Below are 21,725 nucleotides of genomic sequence, written 5' to 3'. Positions count from 1 at the left end.
GCGGCGCTCCAGCGCGGGCTGGCGCGCGCGGTGGAGGCGCACTCGCGCCTGGTCGATGCGATCGCGGCCGAGCGCGACCGCTGGGACGAGGCGGAACTGGTCGCGTCACCGCGATCGCCGCTCCGGCCGCTGCGCGCGGCTGCGCTCGCCGCGCGCCGCCTGGCCTCCGCGGTGGCGCGAGGCGACGCGCGCGCCGACGTCGCCGCCGCCCGGACGGCGTTCGTCGACGCGCTCGCCGCGGCACGCGCGGCCGTCGACGCCGGGGAGACCGCCGCGGTCGACGGCGGTGATGCGTTTGTGCGGGCGCTCGCGCCAATGGAGACGCTCGCCGGCAAGACCGACTTCGATGCGGACGACCGCCGCGAAGCCGTGGTGTGGGTCAATCAGGCCCTCGCCGTGTTCAACCGATTGGTCGTGACGAGGTGATCGTGCACCCCGCGCTGGATCCCGCATCGTACCGATTGACCGCAGCGAGCATTCCGTTTTGGCTTGCATCCGCGGGGCTCCTTGCGCTCGCGTTGTACGTCGCATTCGTCCGCGGTGCCCCCGCGCTGCGCGCCGCGTTTCTCGGAATTCTGGTCACCGCGATCCCATTCGTTGCAGGGTACGGGCTCAACGCATGCACGGCCGACCCGGAGGTCGCGGGCGCCGTCGCTCGCTGGTGCGTGGCGTTCACTCCGATGTCGGGCGCGTTCGTCGTCGCGTTCGATCTCGCGCTGTGCAATCGCCTGGCGCGCCGGCGCGGGCTGCTCGCCGGCGTCTTCGCGGTGGCGCTTGCCGTGTCGACGGTTGCGGCCGTAACCGACTGGGTGACCGCCGGCGCCCGCGCGACCGCGTCTGGCGTGCTAGTCGGCCGTGCGAGCACGTTGGGATTCTTACCGGCGGCCACCGTCGGCGCGTTCATCGCGATCGGCGGGCTGGAGCTGGTGCGCGCGCTCGATGCGGAGACATCGGCGCTGCGCCGTCGCCAGTACAAGGACGCGCTGTGGGCGTTCGGCGTGGCAGCGCTCGGCGGCTTCGACTCGGCGCTCTCGTACGGCTACGGGTGGTACCCGATGTCGTGGCTGTTTGTCGGAATCGCCGCGGTGATCGCGCTGCGCGCACTCGTCGCGCACGACTTGATACGATCGGCCGCGATCGATCCGCGCGCGTTCCGCTGGGCGTTCGTGTTCGCCGCCGCCGGGGTCGGCACCTGGTTCGCGCTCGGCGCCGAGTCGCCGGCGGTGGCAGCGGCCGCCGCCAGCGGCGTCTTCCTCGGCACGCGAGCGGTCGCCAGTCTCGTCGCGTACGTGGCAGAGACGCCGCCGGAGCCCGATACACCGCAGGAGCGCGCGCTCGCTCGGTACGCGGAGCGGGCGCGGGCGGCGCGAACGGTGGACGAGATCGGCGCCGCCACACGCGACCTGTTCGAGTCGTCGCTCGGCGCGCGCCGCGTCTATCTGATCGTGCCGTCCGAGCGCGACTACTCGTGGTCGGACGATAGCGGCGACGTGCTCGTCGAGTCGGCGACGCCGGATCCGCTGCTCGTCGCGTGGTTCGCGGACCGAAGTTCCCCGATCGCGCGGGACGAACTGGTCGCGGCGCGGCTCGGCGACATGCGCGACGCGCTCGAGCGGCTGTTCGACGTGTACGGCGCCGAGATCGTGTCGCCGCTCGTGTCCGGCGACGAAGTCGTCGGACTTCTGATGATCGGTGGGCTCCCCGGCGAGCGCGCGCTCCGGCCAGTCGAGCGCGACCTCGTCGTACGCGCGAGCGACCATGCGCGCGCAGCCGTGGTCTATGCGCGGATGGTGCGCGAGACCCGGACGCGAGTGGATTTGAGCAAGGAGGTCGAGCTGGCGGCGGCCGTGCAGGAGGCGTTCGTGGCCGGTCGCCGGCACGTCGCATACGCCGGCGTGGAACTCGCCGGTTTGTATGCGCCGGCCAGCCGGTGCGGCGGCGATTGGTGGTCGAGTTCCGCGTTGCCGGACGGTCGAGTCCTCGTCGTCGTGGGCGACGTGACCGGGCACGGGGTCGCGGCCGCCATGGTCACGGCTGCCGCGAAAGGGTGTACGGACGTCGCGGTGCGCGTGATGGGCGGTCACTTCGACGTCGTCCGGTTGCTCGACCTGCTTCACCGTGCGGTGCGGCGCGTCGGTGGCGACTCCTTTCACATGACGTGCTTCGCGACGCTGTGCGATGTTCGCAATCGGTCGGTCACGTTCGCGAACGCCGGCCACGTCGTGCCCTACTTGATCCGATCGGCCGGCGGTCGCGTACGCCTGGACGTGCTCGTCGCGCGCGGAAATCCGCTCGGGTCGACCGGGAGCCCCGAGTATGTGGCGCACACGCGGGCGATCGCGCCGGGGGACGTGCTCGTGTGGTACACGGACGGGGTCGTCGAGTGCACGAACCCCGCCGGCGAGCTGTACGGCGACCGCCGGTTCCAACGCGCGCTGCGCCGAATCGGTGGCGAGGGCGGCGACGTCGACGCGATGCTCGGACGGATCGCGCACGAGGTCGCCATGCATCAAGCGGGGCAGCCGGCGGTCGACGACATCACGCTCGTCGTCGGGCGAGTCACGTGATTTCCAGATCGGCAATCAGCGGCAAATGATCCGATGCCCGCTTGGCGAGGTCCGTCTGGCCGCGGAACACGTTGCGGAACGCGAGTCGGCCGCGCACGTAGATCGCGTCGAGTGCGCGGACCGGCGCGTAGGCGGGAAACGTCCGCAGCCGGGTGGGCATCGCGCGAAAACCGGCCGGCTCGAGCAACTTGGGGCCGAGCGTACCCCACACATCGTTGAGGTCGCCGCCGACGACGATGGGCGTGTCGCCGTGCAACCCGACGAACGGGTGGCTGTCGAGAAATTTGCGCAGTTGGATCTTGCGTTCGGCACCCGACAGGCCCAGGTGCATGTTGTAAATGTGCAGCGTGCGAGTCCGTTTGCCGCGCATGCCGTTGAGCCGCACGCGGAACCGCGCGTGGAGCACGCTCCTTCGCTTCTTGAGCGGTATCGTCAGGTCGATGTTCTGCGTATCGGTCAGAGGGAACTTCGCCAGGATCGCGTTGCCGTACTGACCGCCGCGGCGGACGCGTACGTTTGGGAAGTACGTGCGTACGCGCATGCCGAGCGCGTCACCGAGCAAGTCGACCTGGCGGTCGTGGTTCGACCGCGGCGCGTCGTCGTCGACTTCCTGAAGCAGCGCAAAGTGGGGATCGTAGTGGGCGATCACCGCGCGGACGCGTTCCGGATCGTAGCGGCGGTCGAGCCCGCCGATGCATTTGTGGATGTTCCAGGTCAGTATGCGAATGTGCACGGCGTAGGTTGCGCAGTGTACCGCGCCGCCGGCGCGGAGGCGGACCGCTGCGGCAACGACGCGGTGGCGGCGGTCCGCTGCGCGCTCGGTGGCCGTTGCGCACCGCCGCTGGCTGCGATCGCGATCTGCGGGCGATCTTCGGCGTACGTCCGCGCGCCGTTCGGTATCGTATGTGGATGCGCGCCTTCGTGCGCCGCGGGCGAGCGCCGAAGCTCGCCTCGCATCTCGCTGGCGCGCCTATACGCACCAGCCAGCTAGCGGGTGAGCGGCTTGTAGCGAATGCGCGTCGGCTGCGCGTCGTCGCCCAGTCGACGGCGGCGGTCTTTCTCGTAGTCGGCGTAGCCGCCGGGAAACCACTCGACGTGGCTATCCCCTTCGAACGCAAGGATGTGCGTCGCGATGCGGTCGAGGAACCAGCGGTCGTGACTGATCACGACGACGCAGCCGACGAACGCCAGCAGCGCGTCCTCGAGTGCGCGCAGGGTGTCGACGTCGAGGTCGTTGGTCGGTTCGTCGAGCAGCAGCAGGTTGCAGCCCTTGCGCAGCAGTTTGGCCAGGTGAACGCGGTTGCGCTCGCCGCCCGACAGGTCGCCGACCCGCTTTTGCTGGTCGGGGCCGCGGAAATTGAAGCTCGACACGTAGGCGCGCGAGCTGATCGTGCGCGAGCCGACCTCGATGTGCTCGGAGCCGCCAGAGATCTCCTCCCACACGGTGTTCTCCGGGTCGAGCGCGTCGCGCGACTGGTCGACGTAGCCGAGTACGACGCTGTCGCCGAGTGCGAGCGTCCCTGAATCGGGCTGCTCCTCGCCGGTGATCATGCGGAACAATGTGGTCTTGCCGGCCCCATTGGGCCCGATGACGCCGACGATGCCGCCGCGCGGCAGCTCGAACGACAGGTCTTCGATGAGCAGCCGGTCGCCGTATCCCTTGTAGACGTGCTCGGCGCGCAGCACGTCGGCGCCGAGGCGCGGCCCGGGCGGGATGTGGATCTCGAGCGCCGGGTCGCGGCCGGCGCGCTCTGCCTCCTCGACCATCTCCTCATAGCGCGACAGGCGAGCCTTCTGCTTGGCGTGGCGGCCTTTCGGAGACGAACGCACCCACTCGAGCTCGCGCGCGATCGTCTTTTGCCGCGCGCTGGCCTGCTTTTCTTCCTGTTCGAGCCGCTTTTGTTTGGCTTCGAGCCATGCGGAGTAGTTGCCCTCGAACGGGATGCCGCGGCCGCGATCGAGTTCGAGAATCCAACCCGCGACGTTGTCGAGGAAGTACCGGTCGTGGGTGATCGCGACCACCGTGCCGGGGAACTCGGCGAGGTAGCGCTCGAGCCACGCGACCGACTCGGCGTCGAGGTGGTTGGTCGGCTCGTCGAGCAGCAGCAAGTCGGGCTGCTCGAGCAGCACCTTGCACAGGGCGACCCGGCGGCGCTCGCCGCCGGACAGGGTGGTGACGTCGGCGTCGCCGGGCGGCAGGCGCAGCGCGTCCATCGCGATCTCGACCGTCCGGTCGATGTCCCATGCGTTGGCCGCCTCGATCGCGTCCTGCACCCGCGCGTGTTCGGCCATGACCTTGTCCATCTCCTCCGGCGACAGGTCTTCGGCGAGCTTCATGTTCAGCTCGTCGAACCGATCGAGCAGCGCCCGCGTGTCGCGCAGCGCCTCCTCGACGTTGCCGCGCACGTCCTTGGTCGGGTCGAGCTGCGGCTCCTGCGGCAGATATCCGATCTTGATCCCGTCGGCCGCCCAGGCCTCGCCGATGAAGTCGGTGTCGACGCCGGCCATGATGCGCAGCAGGCTGCTCTTGCCGGCGCCGTTGGGGCCGAGCACGCCGATCTTCGCGCCCGGCAGAAACGACAGCCAGATGTTGTCGAGGATCTGCCGCTTCGGCGGGACGACCTTGCCGAGGCCCTTCATGACGTAGACGAACTCGTGCGCCATGGGGCGGTGATGTAGCACAGTTTCGCGGACTTGGACGGCGTGGTGGCCGCCGGCGCGGCTTGACGCCGGCCCCGGCGGCCTTACCTTGATGCCATGTTCCGGTCGTATCGCATCGGCACGCTCGCCGGCTTTCCGATCGAGGTCAACGTGTCGTTCCTCGCGCTGCTCGCCGCGGCGCTACTGTGGTACGGGGGGGGTGGCCGGGGTCGCGCTGGTGCTGCTCGCATTCGGCTCGGTCCTGTTGCACGAGCTCGGCCACGCGCTGATGGCCCGTCATCTCGGGGTGCCCGTCGCCGGCATCGAGCTGCACTTTTTCGGCGGCGCTGCCAAGCTCACGCGCCAGCCGCGCTCGGCCGGCGACGAGATCGCGATCGCGGCGGCCGGGCCGGCCGTCTCGTTTGCGCTCGGCGGCGTCGGCTTCGTCCTGTCGGCGATCACCGGCTGGTGGCTGTTTTCGCTATTCGGCTGGCTCAATACGATCGTCGGCGCGTTCAACCTGATCCCCGCGCTGCCGATGGACGGCGGTCGCATCCTGCGCGCGCTGCTCACGCGCCGGATGCCGTTCGTCGCGGCGACCGAGGTCGCGGTCACCGTAGCGCGGTGGTTTTCGCTGGCGCTCGGGGTCGTCGGGCTGTTGACGCTGCACCTGTACATGGTGCTGCTCGCAGTCGTCATCTGGTTCATGGGAACCGCCGAGCTCGAGATGGCGCGCCGCTTCGGCTACGGCTACGGCTACGGCTACGGCGCGCATGCGCGCCACGCCGCGCCGCGGCGCACGGGATTCCACCGGCCGGTCGCTGCCGGCGGGTTCGTGATCCGCGCGCGCAACGGCCGGCTCGTGATCGAGCCGCTGGCGTGAGGCCGGCCGCGCGGACGCCGCCGAATGGGCGTGCGCCGGTCCCCTGCACGGTATCGCGATGCACATCGCGGGGCCGGCAACGCGGGCCGACCGACGGCGGGCGAGCCTTGCGAGTGGGGCGAACGCCGGAGGGCGAGCCTTGCGGGTGGGGCGAACGCCGCCGGCGTCGCGAGGAGCGCGACGGCTGCAGCAGATCGGCGGCCTCCTGCCTACTGGACCTGAAACAGCACGTCCAGCGGCGTGCCATTGTCGGCCGTGACGCTGAGCGTGTAGTTGCCGGCCGGAGCGTTGATCTTGTAGAAGCCGCCGACGACGTCGGAGCCTTCGACGAGGTTCTGATCGAGCAAGTCGTCGATCACGACGTCGTATTGCAGCACGCCCATCAGCCGGCCGGTGCCGGCGCGCGGTTCGACGTGGAACCACGTCTCGACGCCGGCGTTGAGCGTCCAGATCTCGTGGTAGTCCGGGTCGTTTACCGGGCCGCCGACGGCGTCGCCGATCGTGTTGACGAGCCCGAGGTTGTCGATCTCCTGGACCGACACCTCGAGGAAGTCGACATCGTTGCCGTCGGGGTCGACGGCGACCAGGCGCGCGACGCCCGCGCCGGTGCCCGCGAGTTCCCACGTCGGCTTACCGCCGACGTCGTCGACGGGCTGGACCGACAGCACCGTCGGGTCGTCGGACTGCAGGTCGAAGCCGGCGGTGCTGCTCCCCTCGGCGCCGGTGATGTGCACGATCAACGTGCCGCCCACCGCCACGCTGTCGTCGAACGTGCAACCGCTGCCCACGAGGTCGCAGCGGTCGGGTGTGAACAGCACGTTGCCCTGCGCGCCGGCGGTCGTCTCGTTGCAGCCGGCGGCGCCGGCGAGGGCGGACAGGGTAAGCAAGGTCAGTCCAAGGCGTTTCATCGGTGGTCCTCCGTGTGGCCGCGCCAGAATCTGTCACATCGACGCGCGACCCGACGGCGATCTTCACCGCCGGCAGGCTGTCGTGCAACGTGTCGACATCACGCATTGCCGCAGCCTGCCGAACGGTGCGGCGCCGGTCACGCGGCAGGCGCGGTCGCGCGCGGGTCGAGGGGGCTGGTGCGGCTCGGTCACGCGCGCAGCGCGGCCAGCCGCGCGGCGATCTCGCGGCGGATGGCGGCGCCGACCTCGGACATCGGCGCCGCCCGATCCGGGCCGACGAGATCGTACGTGAGCGGCGCGCCCGCTTCGCACACCGCCGCCACGGCGTCTTCGATCGCTCGCGCGGCGGCGCGCAGGCGGTCGTCGCCCTTGCGGTGGCCGAGCCATTCGAGCGCCTCGGCCACCGAAAGGATCATGGCCATCGGATTGACCTTGTCCTTGCCGGCGTGTTTCGGCGCGCTGCCGTGGATCGGCTCGAACATGGCGTGGTCGTCGCCGACGTTGCAACCGACGGCCATCCCCATGCCGCCCTGCAGCACGGACGCGAGGTCGGTGACGATGTCACCGAACATGTTGGTCGTCACGCACACGTCGTAGTACTCGGGCTGGGTGATCAGCCACTGGGTGAACGCGTCGACGATCGCGTAGTCTTTTTCGATGTCGGGGTACTCCTCGCCGATCTCGGCGAATATCGACGCGAACAGCTTGCAGCCCTGCATCACGTTGTCCTTGGCGATGCAGGTGACGCGCTTTTTGCCGTCCTTGGGCGCGCCGCGGTCGCGCCGGCGGCACAGTTCGAATGCGTACCGGATGACCCGCTCGGAGGCCGCCCGCGTGATCACGCGCGTGTCGGTCGCGAGCACCGCGCGGCCGCCCGGCGCGAGCGTACCGCCCATGCCCGCGTACAGATCCTCGGTGTTCTCGCGCACGAACACCATGTCGACGCTGCCGGGTTGCCACACCTGCTGGTGGCGGCCGCTGATGCGATGGCGCACGCCCGGCAGCAGCTTGACCTTGCGCACGTTCGCGTACAGGTTCAAACGGGTTCGGTTGCCGATGACCGGCGACCATCCGGCCATCTTGCCGTCCGGCATCGTCACCGGTCCGGTCCCCGTGGGCGACGGCCAGCCGACGGCGCCGAGCAAGATGACGTCGGCCGCCGCGCACTTTTCCTCGGACCCCTCGGGCCAGTCGCGCGCGCCGTGTTCCAGGTAGAACTGGCCGCCGCAGGGGATTTCCTCGACCTGGAACGTCACGCCGGTGGCGCGTGCAACGGTGTCGAGCACCCGGCGGGCCTGTTCGGCGATCTCGACGCCGATTCCGTCGCCCGGCAACAGTACGATGTCGTAGCCGTCCTTGTCGCTCATGCGGTCGCCGACCCTACCACAGGCCGCCGCGCGACATCACGGGCCGCCGTGGGACGCGACCGGGGGCGACGGCTCGCCCGCGGGCTCCGCGAGCGCCGACCCGCAGGCTACGCCGTCGCCGCGCGGGTGTCGGCGTACAGGCGATCGAGCAGCGTGCGACTCGGCCGGGCCTGGCCGCGCGCCAGCGCCCACACCGCGTCGACGATCCGCGCGTTCAGCGGCGTGTCGATCCCGTGCGACCGCGCTCGGGCGACGACTTCCCCGTTGAGAAAATCGATCGCCGGTGGCCGACCCCGCTCGATCGCCGACAACATCGACGATCGCAGTCGCCGGTAGCGCATGCCGACGGCTACCAGCAGCGCATGTTTGGCCGCCAGCGACGGCGTACCGGTGCGCGCGCGTCGCTCGGCGTCTGTCAGCGCAATCCAGTCCAGATCGATCGTGCCGGATACCTTTTCGAGTGACACGCCCTCGGCGGCGGCGACCGCTACGACCTCGGTCATCACTTCGAGGCACAGGCGCCGGTAGCGCCGCACGCGCACCAGCGGGCCGAGGCGTTCGCCCGCGAGGGTTCCGAGCGACGAGATCGCCGCGTTGATCGCGAGTTTGCTCCAGCGCGTGCCGAGCAGGTTGCTCGTGTAGGCGACCGGCCCGACTGCCTCGAGCAGCCGCCCGATTTCGAGCGCCCGGTCGTCGGGCGGCCCGTCGAGCCGGCCGATCGTGAACCCGCCGGGCGCGGTGCGGTCGTACAGGCCCGGTTCGGGCATCGACGCCCCCCACGCCACGACCGCGCCGATGACGCGGTCGGGACCGGCCAGTTCGGCGACGCGCAGCTCGCACAGGCCGTTTTGAAAGCAGACGAGCGCCCCGTCGTCGGCCAGGTGAGGCAGAGCGGTCGCCGCGGCGGCCTCGACCTGCGGCGGCTGGGTCGCGAGCAGCGCGAAGTCGAACGGGCCGGCGCCGGGGGGGATGCCGACGTGGATGCGGCCGGGCACGTCCCGCGCGTCCCCGTCGCCGCGCAGGCGAAACCCGCGTCGGGCGACCGCGTCGGCGATGCCCGTGTTGGTCGTGACGGCGGTGACGTCGGCGCCGATCTCGAGGAGGTGGGCCGCGACGGTGCCGCCGATGCCGCCGCAGCCCATCACGAGGATCCGCGGCTCGCGGTTGCGGTCGGTCATCGCGCCATCCTATGCGGCGCCGCCGGCGGCCTCAAGCGGCGGCGCGGGGCGCGACGCGCCCGCGGGCGGCGGTGCGCCACGGCGATCGGGCGCGGCCGGCCATCGGCCCGGGCGCGGCCGGAGGCGTCAAACGGCGCCCGCCGCGCTTTCGGGTTTGCCCACCCGATCGGCTATGATTCGGCGCAGCATGCGCATCTCGTTCTGGGGGGTGCGGGGTAGCTACCCCGTACCGGGGCCGACCACGGTGCGGTACGGGGGACAGACCTCGTGCGTCGAAGTCGGCTCCGACGACGGCCGCACGTTGATCGTGGACGCCGGCACGGGGTTGCGCGGGCTCGGCCACAAGTTGGCCGAGGTACAGGGCGACCGACCGTGGCACTACCACATCGTGCTGTCCCACGTGCACTGGGATCACATCCAGGGGTTGCCGTTTTTCGAGCCCGCCTACCTCGAGGGCACGCGCATCTCCATCTACGCGCTGCGCGCGGCGACCGACGAGTTGCAACACGTCATCGGCGGCATCACGCGCCACGAGTTCTTCCCGGTCAACCTCGAGGCCGTGCCTGCCGATTTCGAGTTTCACGAGGTCGTGCCCGGGCAATCGTTTCAGGTGGACTCGTTCTCGGTTCTGCCGGTGGCGCTCAACCACCCGTTCGGCGCCGTCGGGTATCGCGTCGAAGCCGACGGCACACGGCTTGCGTACGTGAGCGACACGGCGCCGTTTACCGACATGTTGCACAAACAACATTTTCTCGCCGGACCGGAGGAGCCGACGGACGAGGACCGCGCGGCCTTGGCTCAGATGGAGCGGGATCTGCGCGAGGCGCTCCGCGGCACCGACACCGTCATTTACGACACGCATTTCTTGCCCGAGGAGTACGCGCAGTTTCCGCACTACGGTCACAGCACGCCCGACCACGCGCTCGACCTGTGCGACGGACTGGGCGTGCGCCGGATCGTCCTGTATCACCACGCCCCCGGACACACCGACGAGATGATGGACAAGATCGCCGCGACGTACGCGGAACGCGGCCGGCGGCGCGGCATCGACGTGGTCGTCGCGCGGGAGGGACTGAGCTTGCGCATCGGCGGACAGGAGGGGGCGTGAGGGTCCGGTTCTGGGGAGTGCGCGGGTCGTTTGCGACGCCTGGGCCGCAGTTTCTGCGCTACGGCGGCAACACGTCCGCGGTCGAGATCGTGAACGACGCCGGCCGGCGGCTGCTGATCGACCTCGGCACCGGCGCGACGGAACTGGCCAAGGAGCTGATGGCGGGCGAGTTCGGCCGCGGCCGCGGCGAGCTGCCGGTGCTGCTCACCCATACGCACATCGATCACATCCAAGGCCTTCCGTTCTTCACGCCGTTCTTCATCAAGGGCAACCGGATCCGCATCCTCGGCGGCCGCGTGGCGCACGCGCCGCTCGAGCAGGTGCTCCAGATGCAGCTCAACCCGCACTACAGCCCGCTGTACGGGCTCGAGAACCTCGCGGCCGGCGTGTCGGTAGAGACGATCGAACCGTCGTCGTCGCTGCCGATCGAGGGCTTCGAAGTGGCGTGCGACCGCGTGCCGCATGGCGGCATGGACACGATGGCGTTTCGCATCACCGCCGACGGGGTCACGGTCGTCCACATGACTGACATCGAGCATCCAGAGGACGGGCCGTACGGGCCGGCGGTCCACCTGGCGCGCGACGCGGACCTGCTGATTCACGACGCCATGTTCTCGGACTTCGAGTACGACGCGCGGCGCGGTTGGGGACACTCGGCGGTGAGCCACGCGCTGGCCTGCGCCGAGGCGGCGGGCGCGCGCGCGCTCGCGCTGTTCCACCACAGTCCGGACGCGACCGACGACGACATCGACGCACTCGTCGGCGAGATCGCTGCGCGCGCGACGATCCCGGTGTTCGGCGCGGCCGAAGGCGTGGACGTGCCCGTGGGACGGGGCCGCGCGTCCACCGAACGCGGGCTGTAGGGGGCGGCCGATCAGCTTGCCGTCGCGGCGCCGGCCGCGGTCGCGGCGCCATCTGCCGGCGGGCGCGCGGTGCCTGCGCCGCGCAGCCCCGCGCGCGCGATCACGTCGTCGGTGAGGCGCTCGTAGTCGCGGCGGCCGCGGCTGCCGGGCCGGTCGTACTCGAAGATCGTCTGGCGGTGGGAGCTGCTCGCCTTGTGCCGCGTGCTCACGCGGATCGGTTCGGGGAACACGAGGTCGCCGAACGTGCGGCGCAGCAGCCGCTCGACTTCGCCGGTGATCCGCTCGCGGCGGTCGACCATCGTGAGCAGGTAGCCGAGGATCTCGGCGCGTGCGCCGGCGCGCGCGCGCACTTTGGCGAGCATGTCCCGAAACAGTTTGAGGCCGAGGATCGGCAGATACTCGCAAGTCACCGGCACGATCACGTGATCGCTGGCGACGAGCGCGTTGAGCGTGAGCAGCCCGAGGTAGGGCGCCGTGTCGATGATGGCCACGTCGAATTCGCCCGGACGGGTTGCGGCGAGGCAGCGCTGCAGCACGCGTTCGCGACCGAGCGCGTTCGCCAGGTGCATGTCGACGGTGGCCATCGCCTCGCCGGAGGGCGCGACCCACAGCCGATCGGTCGACGTGTCGCTGAGCACGTCGTCGAATCCCGTTTCGTCGACGAGGCAGTCGGCGATCGTCGGGCCGAGCACGGCGCCGCGGCCGAGCAGTGTCGCGGTGGCGGAGCCCTGAATGTCCAGGTCGACCAGCAGCGTGCGGAAGCCGCGGCGAGCGAGCCCGGCCGCGAGGTTGACCGCGGTGGTCGTCTTGCCCACGCCGCCCTTTTGGTTTGCGATCGCGATGACGTGCATGTGCCGACGCTGCCCCCGCCGCGCCGCCGGGGCAAATTTTTGGTACACCCGGCGGCAATGGCCGAATGGGTCGAGATCGTCGTGACGGTCGCCGACGACCTCGCCGAGGACGTCGCGGCGGCGGTGGCGCCGAACGGGGCTCAGCTCCGCGACGGCGAGGTCGTGTTCTGGGTCGAGTGGGACCGGCAGGAGGCTGCCGTCGCCGCCGCGCGGGCTGCGGTCGGCGCGTTCGGCCTCGCGCCGTCGGCGGTGGCCGCGCGGCCGGCGGTGCCGGAGTCCGAGTGGCGCGATGCGTGGAAGCGCTACTTCCGCGTCGAGCGGGTTACCGACCGGATCGTCATCGTGCCGAGCTGGGAGCGCTACGAGCCGTCGCCGGGCGACGTCGTCCTCCACCTCGATCCGGGCATGGCGTTCGGCACCGGCTCGCACGCGTCGACCCAGCTCTGCCTCGCGGCGGTCGAGCGGATCGACCCGGTCGACCGCTTTCTGGACCTGGGCACCGGCTCCGGCATCCTCGCGATCGCCGCCGCGAAGCTGTGGCCGGACGCCACCGGCGTCGCGGTGGACATCGACCCGCTCGCGGTCGATGCCGCGCGGGACAACGCCACACGGAACGGCGTGGGCGCTCGCGTGGAGTGCGCGCTGCGTCCGATCGACGCGATCGGTGAGCGGTTTCCGCTGATCCTGGCCAACATTCAGGCGCCGGTTCACCTGGCGCTGCGCGACCCGATGGTCGCGCGGCTCGCGCCCGGCGGCACGCTCGTGCTGTCGGGGTTGTTGACCGAGCAGGTCGTCGAGGTGGCCGACGCATTCGTCGCCGCCGGGCTGCGCCGGGTGCGGGTGGACCGGTCCGAGCGCGACCCCGAGTGGTCGTCGATCGAGTTGCGCGCCCCGTGACCTGTAGGTTGTATATGCCACCTGACCGGCTTCGCGCCGGCGACTGTGTCGTCGACGGCGACGACTACCACTACCTGTTTCGCGTGCGCCGGCTCGCCGTCGGCGACGCGGTCGAACTGTTCGACGGCGAAGGCCGCGTCGCCGGCGCGGTGGTCGGGGTCGTCGGGCCGGAGCGCGCGACGCTGCGGGTGGAGCCGCCGCGCGCCGCCGCCGAGCCGTGCGCGCCGCTGACGGTCGTGTTGGCGCTGATCAAGGGCGAGCGGATGGATTGGGCGATCCAGAAGCTCGTGGAACTCGGCGCGTCGTACATCGTCCCGGCGCGCACCGCGCGCAGCGTCGTGCGGCTCGACGGCGATCGCGCTGCCCGCCGCATGCGCCGCTGGCGCGCGATCGCCGCCGATGCGGCGCGACAGTGCCGCCGCGCGACGATGCCCGACATCGAACCGGTGGCCGACTGGGAGGCGGCGCTGGCGTCCGTCGGGCCGGATGCGCGGCGGGTGGTGCTGTGGGAGGCGGCGCGCGCGCCGTCGCTCGCGGCGGCGCTGGCCGGTGCTCGCGGGCCGGTCGGGATCGCGGTCGGGCCGGAGGGCGGTTTCGAGCCGCGCGAGGTGGAGGCCGCGCGCGCAGCGGGGTGGACGCCGGTCGCGCTCGGCCCGCGCATCCTGCGCGCGGAGACGGCGGCGGTCGCGGCGGCCGCGATCGCCGGCGCGCTCGCCGGCGATCTCGGCGCGCCCGAGTGACGCACGGCGCGGCCTGCGCGCTCGTCGCCGGGGCTCGCGAGCCGGGATCGCGCTGCGCGCCTGGATCGCGGCGCGCAGCCGTTTCCCGCGGGCGGGATTGTGAGTACGGTATACGGGTCGATGGCCGCGCGCGTCACCTCCGAAGGGGCCCGGGCCCCGTCCGCTCCGCCCGCGGGCCCGGATGGCCCCGGCGCGGACGCCGCGCCCGCCCCGCGCGCGGACGCGGCGGGCGCCCCTGTGGCCGGCGCCGGCCCGGAGTCCGCCTCCGCCCGCGCCGTGCGCCGGTCCCGCGCCCCCACGTTCTTCGCGGCCGGCTTCTGGCGGCGCGGCGCCGGCGCCGCCGTCGACGCCGCGATCGTCTCGCCGATCGCGGCGCTGCTGTGGTGGGTCGCGTCGGGCGTCGCGGGAGTGGCGTTGCCGCCGACGCGCCACCGCGGCCTCGACTTCTGGCTCGACCTGGCGCTCACTCAGGATCCCGCGCTGTGGGGTGCGATCGGCCTCGCGGCGGCCATCGGTGTGATTTACTTGTTCCTGTTTCACGTCACGCTGGCCCGCACGCCCGGTATGCGCCTGCTACACATGCGGATCATCGACCTGTACGGCGACCCGCCGTCGATCGCGCGGTCGGCGATCCGCACGCTCGGCTACCTGGCGTGCGTTGCGACCCTGGGGCTCGGATTTCTGTGGATCGGGTTCGACCGCGAGCGCCGGGGCCTGCACGACTGGCTGTCGGGAACCTACGTGGTCCTGGACCGCAACTGATCACTGTTCTATGCCCTCTCGGCTCAGCTCGCTGTTGGTGCGCGACGGCCTCGTGAGCGTCAAGCGCATGGAGCGGGCGTTTCAGCGCCAGGTGATCTTCGGCGGCAACCTGGACACGGTGCTGCTCGAGATGAACCTGGTGCCGGAGGAGCGACTCGTCCAGTACTTGTCGCTCGCGACCGGGGTGCCGCCGGCGACCCGCGCCGAGACGGACGTATTCGATGCCGAGGCGGTCAAGGTTCTTCCCGAGGCGCTCGCGATGCAGTTCGGCGTCGCGCCGCTGTCGTACGACGGCGACACGCTGCGCGTCGCGGTCAAGGAGCCGGTGGACTTCGGCGTGCTCGAGGAGTGCGCCGATGCGCTGGGCTTGCCGATTCAGCCGCTCGTCGTGCCCGAGTACCGCTTCCACGTGCTGTTCGACCGGGCATACGGCCGCGAGACGGACGCGCGATTTGCGGCACTCGCGGCGCGCGCCGCGGAGGCCGGACCGACCCCGGTGGGCAAGCCGAAGACGGTCATCGTCGAGGACCCCGGGCTTGCGGGCGACGGCGACGTCGAGGTGGTCGACGTGCCGCTGCCGCCGAGCAGCCGGTCGACGTTGATCATGCACCGCGTGACCGTTTCCGACGGCGACGGCGCGGCGCCCGACGACGTCGCCGCATCGCGCGGCGGCGAGGGCGAGTCGCCGCCCGGCGATGCGGAGCCCGGTGAGATCGAGACCGCCGTCGAACTCGAGGCCGAGCCGCCGGCGGCCGGCGAACTCAGCACGGGGGTACCCGAGCCGATTGCGGACGCGGGGTCGGCCGAGGCGACGCAGCCGCGCGAGCAGCTCGTCCGCGGGGAGATCGAAGTGCGGGCGCCGTCGGTCGAACCGCCCGGCCCGCCGTCGTCCAAGGTCAAGATCGCGCCGCCGGCCGCGGTCACGGACCGCCACGCCGCGGTTCCGCCGCCCGCGGCGATCGGGCTGGCGGATCCGTCGCCGCTGTCGGTGTCCGACGCGCTCGCCGCCCTCGCTGCCGCCGACGACCGGGACGCGGTGTTCAGCGCGCTGCTGCGCGGCGTGCGGTCGCGCACCTGGTACGCCGGGCTGCTCACGGTCCAGGGCGGCGTCGCGATCGGCCGCGTCGCGATCGCGGGCAGCGAGATCGACGCGGACGCCATCGCGCAGGTGATCGTCCCGCTCGACGTGCCGTCGGCGTTCCAGTCGGCGGTGCGCAGCGGAGCCCCCTACATTGGGCCGATCGTCTCGGGCCATCCGGACGTGGACGGCATGCTCGTGCGCATGGGCGGCGTCAAGCCGCCGACCGCGCTGCTTTTGCCGATCGCGCTGCGCAACCGGGTCGTGGCGCTGGTGGTCGGCCACCGCGGCGCGGACGCGGTGTCGGTGGCCGAGGTCTCGGAGGTGTTGCCGCTGGCGGCCGCAGCGGCCGACGCGATCTCGCGGCTCATCTTGCGCGCCAAGAAGGTCGGCTACCGGCCGGCCCGCGACGAATCGGCGCCGCACATCCGCCCCGAGCGAGTGCAGGAGGCGGTTGCGGTGCGCGATCGGGCGCGCGCCGCCGGCGGCTGGACGGTGCCCGCCGCCGACGCGCCGCGGCCGCAGGTCGACGTCCGCGACGCTGCGGCCCGAGCCGTGCGGCCCATCTCGGAGCTGCTCGACGCGATCGAGCGCGACGACGATCCCGGCGGCGACGTGACGGCGGAGATCCTGCGGCGCGCGGGGGAGGCCGTCGCGGTGCTGGCCGAGCGGTTTCCGGGCCGGCTCGACATCGACCGGTACGAGCTGGGCGGCCGGCCGCTTCGCGCCGAGCGCTACGGGCCGTTGCTCGGGTTGGTGGTCAAACTCGGCACCGCGGCGAGCCCCATGCTCATCGAGAAGATGCGCGACCCGAACCGCGACGTGCGCTACTACGCGACGCTGTGCGTCGCCGAACTGCGGCCGCGCAGCGCTCTTCGCGAGCTGGTCGAGCGGCTGTTCGACTCGGACTACGGCGTGCGCACGGTCGCGATCGAAGCGCTGCGCGGCTACCCGATCCGCGAACTCGAGGCCGCCCTCGAAGGCGCGCGGCGCGCGCTGCACGCCGACGACCGGGCGCGCGTGCAGGCCGCGGCGTACGCGCTCGGCGAGCTGTCCGACGTCCGCGCGATCCCCGACTTGCTCGACGCGTTGTCGCGCGGCGGTCAGATCGCGCAGGCCGTGCAGGCCGCGCTGGTCGCCCTCACGCGGCACGATTTCGGCACGAACCCGCGCAAGTGGCGCGCGTGGTGGAACAAGAACGCGACGCGCCCGCGCATCGAGTGGTTGCTCGACGCGCTGTCGCACAAATCGGCCGCGCTGCGCGAGGGCGCGGTCGAGGAACTCCGCCGGCTTACGGGGGAGTACTTCGGCTATCACCACGATTTGCCGAAGCGCGAGCGCGAGGCGGCGCGGCGGCGGTGGATCCAGTGGTGGAACGAAACCGGCCGGCGGCGCTTCTTACGAGAGGCCGACGAGTCAGGCCGGCCGACCGGCGTGCTCCCGGCGCGCGAGTCCTGAACACGATGGGCGCGAAACGCTACGGCTTCCAGGATCCGAAGGCCAAGAAGGTCTGGAACTTCGTGTGGCTCAACCTCGTCGCGATCGGCGCGATGCTCGCGCTGTTCTTCGCGGTGCTCCACGCGGACGCGGCGACCGGGTGGTTCCGCGCGACGTGGCGCTGGTTCAGCGATCACGAGGTGTTGATGGCGCTGGCCGCGTCGACGCCGTTTTTCGCGGCCCTGCTGGTCGGTCGCGCGAGCGCGGCGAAGGCGCGCCGCAAGCGGTTGGCCGAGGCGCGGCGCAAAGCGGAGGCGGAGGCGGCGCGGGCACGCGCGGAGCGGGCGGAGCGGCGCGCGCGCGGCGCGTGACGCGGATGCCGCGGCGGCGCGGGCCGCGCGTGCGGTGGCGTAGGCGGCGGGGGCGTCCCTACCGAGGCGCGCGTACGCCCCGGCGGCTCACAGATCGACCGATCCGGTGTTGCCCCAGGCGTCGGTCACCGTCACGCGCCGGGCGGCCGAGGCGTCTGAGCCGAGGTCGACGGTGATGTGGCCGCCGGCATCGCCGGCCACGTCGTCGAACTGAACGACCGGGCCGCCGGTTCGTTCGACCTGCACGCGGAACACGCCGTTTTTCACCGGGAGCGGGCCGTTGGACGGCGCCGTCAAGCTCATCAGCCGAAAGCCCTTGGTCGCCGCGATGCGCACCGCGATGTCGAGCCGGGTGCCCGACGCGGTCGCGCTGACGTCGAGCGTCGCCGGCACGACCTCGAACGGGTCGCTGAACAGCTCGTACGTCGGAGACGTGACATGGAATCGGTAGCGGCCGAGCGGAACCGCGACGCGGCGGTCGAGCGCGTCGAGTTCTCCCGAGCCCAGCCACGGAACCGCCTGCCACTCGGCGACCCAGTAATGGGTCCGCGGTTCGCCGGGGTCCGGCCGCAGCGGCAGCGGCGTATACGCCAGCAGGATGTCGCCCTCCTGCACCGGCCGCCCGCTGCGGCGCACCACGTCGGCGAACACGCCGGGCGACGCTTCGCGCTGGAGCGTGACCACCGGCGTGGACGCGGCCGGATGCTCGCCGATCCACACGAACTGCGCGAGGCCCGACACGCGTTCGATCTGCGGCAGCGGCTGCACGCGGGTCGCCGGCCCGGTGCGCGTCCACACGTTGTCCGGCAGGTCGGCGTCCGCCGGAATCGTTCCGGGAGCAACGGCTGGCACATCGACGGTGAAGTCGTCCTGCAGCTCGGGCGTCACGTAACGGTCTGCGCTGATCTCGGCTGCGTCCTCGCGCTCGGGTGTGGCCGCCATCGCCATCACCTCCGCGAGCCGTTCGACCAAGTATTCGCCTTCGAGCGGTCCCCAGAAGTTGATCGAACTCTCGTAGCCGCCCTGCAACCAGTCCTCGGGGGTGAGGATGTAGCCCATCTCGCCCTGGGCGTAGCCGAGCACGATCGTCTTGTCCGGCGGCATCGGCGACGCGGCGCGGACGCGGTCCGCGATCAACGTGGTCACTTCGCCGGGCATCGTCGCGATCAGGTAGTCGCCGAGTCGCAGCGCCGACACGGTCGTCCGAGTCGACTGGCACACCGGCTTGTCCGGCGCCGCTTCGAACCGCAGGTCGAGCAGCTCGCCCAAGATCGACCCGGCCACGTCGATTGTCACGCACGACCCGTACGGCGGCAGCTCGTCGGTGCCCGCGAGGGCGCCCGCCGGAAACACGGGGTAGTCAGCCTCGCACAGCGCGGCGCCGACCGGCGCGTTGAACTCGTCGATCGGCGACAGGATCGACCCGTCGTCGGCCCAGATCCGTCGATCGGCCGGGGTGTACCGGTCCCACACCGCGTAGCGCAGCGCGCCGTCGCGGACGGTGAACGTGTCGGGATCCGGTCCCAGTTCGACGGAGCGCGTGAGCATCTCGATCGCGAGCGTGTCGGTCATCCGGGCGCCGGCCGCGTCGTACGCGGCGACCAGATACGGCAGCGCGACGCGGCCGAGCCCCTCGTTCTTCAGCCACGTCCAACACGGGTCGTCCGGGTTACCCGGGCGCACGGCGCAGTCGACCTCGCCGTGGCCGACCGGCGACACGTCGCCGCCGGCGCCCTGCAGGTGCATCACCACGACTGGCCGATCGAACGCTTCCTGGAACACCCGCTCGATCCCTCCGGGCGCATCGGTGGACGCAAAGCTGTTGTCCGCGTCCTGGAGCGTCCCGTGGATGCCGAACACCGGCAGCGCCGCGATCGGCGCGCCGTCGACGGCATCGACGCGGATCAGGAAGAACTGATTGTCGTCTCGCGGGCCGCCGGCCAGCGCGTCGTTTTCGCCGCGCCGGTCGCGGTTGATCTGATCGTCCGGGTCGAACTCGCCGTCGAAGAAGAAGCCGATCCGCGCCGGCTGCGCGTTCGCGATCGCCGCGCGGGCGACTTGCTCGAATGCGTCGAGAAACCGGTGGTAGACCAGACGCTGGACCCGGCCGGCGCCGACGCCGCCGATGCCCGCGTGCGCGCTGTACTGCCCCCACGCCGAGTGGCTGTGCGACGCGGTGATGATCACCTTCCCCGAGTAGTCGGGGCCGAGTCGCTGCTCGAGGTCGAACACGAACCCCTCGTAGGGAAAGCCCAGGTCGACGTGCAGCAGCACGACCTTTTCGCCGCCGGCCTCGAGCGCGAGCGCCTTGACCCACATGCGCGTCTCGACCCCGATCGACGGGTTGAACGCGCCGTTGATGTCCGTCCTGCGCAGGTCCACCTTCCCCGAGGTGCCGAGGAAGTTGGCGCGCGCGGTGTACGAGCCGAGCGCCGTGCTCACCGGAATGTCGACCGGCGCTTCCGCGGCGCCGGCGCGCAGCGGGCCCGCGACCACCTGGCCGCCGGCCCGAGCCGTCGGAGGGATCGGCGCGAACGCGCAGTGGTCGAGCGTCACCGGCGGGTATCCCGCGTCCGGCGCCGCGCCGTCGCCGTCACCGCCGCAGCCGGCCGCGATGGCCAACGCGGCGGCAAACCCAAAGGCACCCCGAAGTCCACCCATGGCCGGAGGATACACGCGGGGGCGGCCGGCCGCGGCAGGATTTCGCCGCGCGCGGCGGGTTCACAGCCAGCGGAGGAATTCCAGACCGACGAGGACGGCGATCGTGTCCTGCGGGCGGGGGACGTCGCGCGGGTTCGGCGCGCCGTCGAACTGGTCCTCCCCGTCGGACACGTTGAACATGAAGTAGGTCACGTCCAGCCGGACGCCGACGGTGATGTGGCTCGACGTGACGAAGCCCCAGCCCAGGCCGAGTCGCGTGTTGAACTGCTGCTTGATGTCGAAGCTGCAGTTGTTCGGGTCGGCCGCGGTGGCGCAGGTCTTCGGATCTTCGACTTTGCGCTCGCGCGGCTTGCCAGACAAGAACCCGAACCCGGCGCCCAGCGCGACGTACGGGCCTTCGAAATGGTCCTTGAAGCCGAGCCGCACGCCGAGGTTGAGGGGCGAAAACGACCGGGCTTCGATGCCCTTGGCGTCGTCGATGCGCAGGAACCCGGAAAACGACAGGTGGCCCTCGACCGCGAGCCGCGCGCTCGGGACCAGCAGCATCCCGCCCGCGTGAATCCGTGCGATCGCCGTGGCGTCCGGGTCCAGCCCGCTCGACACGTGCGCGTCGGCCACCCATTCGGTGTCGGCGCGCGCGGCCGGGGCGGCGAGCGCGGCGGCGATCGCGAGCGCGGCGCGGGCGGCGCGCGGCGCGGAAACGAGCGGGATACGTGCGGTGCGCATCGCGCCGGACCCTAGCCCGGCCCGACGGCCGTGGTCAACTGGCGGATGCGGCACGCACGGCCCCTCGCGCGCGGCCGTGCACTCGGGCCGCATGTGAAGCGTGGTGCGGTCCACGCCGTGGCGATGGCGGTGGATCCGCCCGCACCGGAGCCGGCAGGGGAGCGCGCGCCCTGGACCCCGGGGCTGCGGTCATCCGGGGGCGCGATGTGCGCGGGCGCGGCCTGCTGCGCGCGCGAAGTGCCCTCGCGCGACCGTCTCCGGGAGCGGCCGACTCGCGGGCTCGTCCGACTCGCGCGATCGCGCGTGACCGCGGGTCGATGCGAGCGCGCTGCTCGGTCAGCGCGGAGCCCTGGTCAACGGCACGCACCGCCCGGCAGTGCGCGTAGCCGCGGTAGGCGCCGACCGACCGCTGGGCGGCCGGCCGAAGCAATCGGCGTCCAACGCCCGCCCGCTGCGCGGACCCGGACGGGACGCGGGCACCAGAACGCATTGTCGGTCGGGAGCGGGGCGCCCCTGCCTGCGATGGTGGTTTCGGGGCGCTGGTCTGCAGCTGCGCGCACGGACGCAGCGACCAGGTGACCGCCGCCCCCTCAGCTTCACCATCGTTCGATCGGGCTGCTACGCGGCGAGTGCCTCCGGGGTACGCTGCGTCACCTTCTGCTCGATGCAAACCGCGATCCCCCACGCG

The 21,725-nt window shown here is 71.8% G+C and carries 19 protein-coding genes; 11 read left to right on the top strand and 8 right to left on the bottom strand.

What is annotated here, in order from left to right:
* Both D6689_09890 and D6689_09885 read left to right on the top strand, forming a co-directional pair.
* Window positions 1–426: hypothetical protein (locus tag D6689_09890; GenBank protein RMH41911.1), on the top strand; the 426-nt coding region annotated here is incomplete at its 5' end.
* Complete coding sequence (locus D6689_09885; protein ID RMH41910.1) at window positions 423–2,567, top strand: hypothetical protein; 2,145 nt, start codon at window positions 423–425, stop codon at window positions 2,565–2,567. The genes D6689_09890 and D6689_09885, both read left to right, overlap by 4 nt.
* Here D6689_09885 and D6689_09880 read toward each other — a convergent pair.
* Entirely contained in the window at window positions 2,560–3,300 is a 741-nt protein-coding gene (locus D6689_09880; protein ID RMH41909.1) for an endonuclease, read from the bottom strand. The genes D6689_09885 and D6689_09880 overlap by 8 nt on opposite strands.
* Window positions 3,301–3,315: 15 nt before the next feature.
* Here D6689_09880 and D6689_09875 point away from each other — a divergent pair, with 15 nt between their 5' ends.
* The gene (locus D6689_09875) at window positions 3,316–3,558 is read left to right on the top strand and encodes a hypothetical protein (protein ID RMH41908.1); all 243 of its coding nucleotides are present in this window, start codon (window positions 3,316–3,318) and stop codon (window positions 3,556–3,558) included.
* Here D6689_09875 and ettA read toward each other — a convergent pair.
* Window positions 3,555–5,231 (bottom strand): energy-dependent translational throttle protein EttA, encoded by a 1,677-nt coding sequence (gene ettA, locus D6689_09870; protein RMH41907.1) that lies wholly within the window; start codon window positions 5,229–5,231, stop codon window positions 3,555–3,557. The genes D6689_09875 and ettA overlap by 4 nt on opposite strands.
* A 196-nt stretch (window positions 5,232–5,427) precedes the next feature.
* On the opposite strand from ettA, the gene D6689_09865 reads away from it, so the two are divergent.
* Window positions 5,428–6,090, top strand: a complete 663-nt coding sequence (locus tag D6689_09865) for a hypothetical protein (protein RMH41906.1) — start codon at window positions 5,428–5,430, stop codon at window positions 6,088–6,090.
* Window positions 6,091–6,299: 209 nt separating this feature from the next.
* On the opposite strand, the gene D6689_09860 is transcribed toward D6689_09865, so the two are convergent.
* The 3 genes from D6689_09860 to D6689_09850 all read right to left on the bottom strand — a co-directional run bounded on the left by D6689_09860 (window position 6,300) and on the right by D6689_09850 (window position 9,507).
* Window positions 6,300–6,977 carry a hypothetical protein gene (locus D6689_09860; protein RMH41905.1) on the bottom strand — a complete coding sequence of 226 codons (678 nt, stop codon included), beginning with the start codon at window positions 6,975–6,977 and terminating at the stop codon, window positions 6,300–6,302.
* 209 nt (window positions 6,978–7,186) lie between these two features.
* Complete coding sequence (locus tag D6689_09855; GenBank protein ID RMH41904.1) at window positions 7,187–8,365, bottom strand: isocitrate/isopropylmalate dehydrogenase family protein; 1,179 nt, start codon at window positions 8,363–8,365, stop codon at window positions 7,187–7,189.
* Window positions 8,366–8,472: 107 nt separating this feature from the next.
* Window positions 8,473–9,507 carry a ketopantoate reductase family protein gene (locus D6689_09850; protein ID RMH41912.1) on the bottom strand — a complete coding sequence of 345 codons (1,035 nt, stop codon included), beginning with the start codon at window positions 9,505–9,507 and terminating at the stop codon, window positions 8,473–8,475.
* 208 nt (window positions 9,508–9,715) lie between these two features.
* Between D6689_09850 and D6689_09845 the strand changes: the two genes are divergently transcribed.
* Window positions 9,716–10,651, top strand: coding sequence for an MBL fold metallo-hydrolase (locus D6689_09845; GenBank protein ID RMH41903.1), 936 nt, complete (start codon window positions 9,716–9,718; stop codon window positions 10,649–10,651).
* Window positions 10,474–11,514, top strand: coding sequence for an MBL fold metallo-hydrolase (locus D6689_09840; GenBank protein RMH41902.1), 1,041 nt, complete (start codon window positions 10,474–10,476; stop codon window positions 11,512–11,514). Before D6689_09845 ends, D6689_09840 begins: the two co-directional genes overlap by 178 nt.
* Before the next feature lie 11 nt (window positions 11,515–11,525).
* On the opposite strand, the gene D6689_09835 is transcribed toward D6689_09840, so the two are convergent.
* Complete coding sequence (locus tag D6689_09835) at window positions 11,526–12,365, bottom strand: ParA family protein (protein ID RMH41901.1); 840 nt, start codon at window positions 12,363–12,365, stop codon at window positions 11,526–11,528.
* 57 nt (window positions 12,366–12,422) lie between these two features.
* On the opposite strand from D6689_09835, the gene D6689_09830 reads away from it, so the two are divergent.
* The 5 genes from D6689_09830 to D6689_09810 all read left to right on the top strand — a co-directional run bounded on the left by D6689_09830 (window position 12,423) and on the right by D6689_09810 (window position 17,650).
* Window positions 12,423–13,262, top strand: a complete 840-nt coding sequence (locus D6689_09830) for a 50S ribosomal protein L11 methyltransferase (GenBank protein RMH41900.1) — start codon at window positions 12,423–12,425, stop codon at window positions 13,260–13,262.
* A 14-nt stretch (window positions 13,263–13,276) separates the two neighbouring features.
* On the top strand, window positions 13,277–14,002 hold the full coding sequence (locus D6689_09825; protein RMH41899.1) for a 16S rRNA (uracil(1498)-N(3))-methyltransferase: 726 nt from the start codon (window positions 13,277–13,279) through the stop codon (window positions 14,000–14,002).
* Window positions 14,003–14,122: 120 nt separating this feature from the next.
* Complete coding sequence (locus D6689_09820; protein RMH41898.1) at window positions 14,123–14,764, top strand: RDD family protein; 642 nt, start codon at window positions 14,123–14,125, stop codon at window positions 14,762–14,764.
* Between the two features lie 10 nt (window positions 14,765–14,774).
* Complete coding sequence (locus D6689_09815; protein ID RMH41897.1) at window positions 14,775–17,300, top strand: hypothetical protein; 2,526 nt, start codon at window positions 14,775–14,777, stop codon at window positions 17,298–17,300.
* A gap of 5 nt (window positions 17,301–17,305) precedes the next feature.
* Window positions 17,306–17,650, top strand: a complete 345-nt coding sequence (locus D6689_09810) for a hypothetical protein (protein RMH41896.1) — start codon at window positions 17,306–17,308, stop codon at window positions 17,648–17,650.
* A gap of 87 nt (window positions 17,651–17,737) precedes the next feature.
* On the opposite strand, the gene D6689_09805 is transcribed toward D6689_09810, so the two are convergent.
* Together D6689_09805 and D6689_09800 are read right to left on the bottom strand one after the other, a co-directional pair.
* Window positions 17,738–20,311 carry a hypothetical protein gene (locus D6689_09805; GenBank protein ID RMH41895.1) on the bottom strand — a complete coding sequence of 858 codons (2,574 nt, stop codon included), beginning with the start codon at window positions 20,309–20,311 and terminating at the stop codon, window positions 17,738–17,740.
* Window positions 20,312–20,371: 60 nt separating this feature from the next.
* Entirely contained in the window at window positions 20,372–21,037 is a 666-nt protein-coding gene (locus tag D6689_09800; GenBank protein ID RMH41894.1) for a hypothetical protein, read from the bottom strand.
* Between the last annotated feature and the right edge of the window lie 688 nt (window positions 21,038–21,725).

Source organism: Deltaproteobacteria bacterium, assembly GCA_003696105.1.
Lineage (GTDB): Bacteria > Myxococcota_A > Polyangia > Haliangiales > J016 > J016.
The sequence above is the reverse complement of the archived record's forward strand: the minus strand, read 5'-3'. Positions and strand labels throughout refer to the sequence as shown.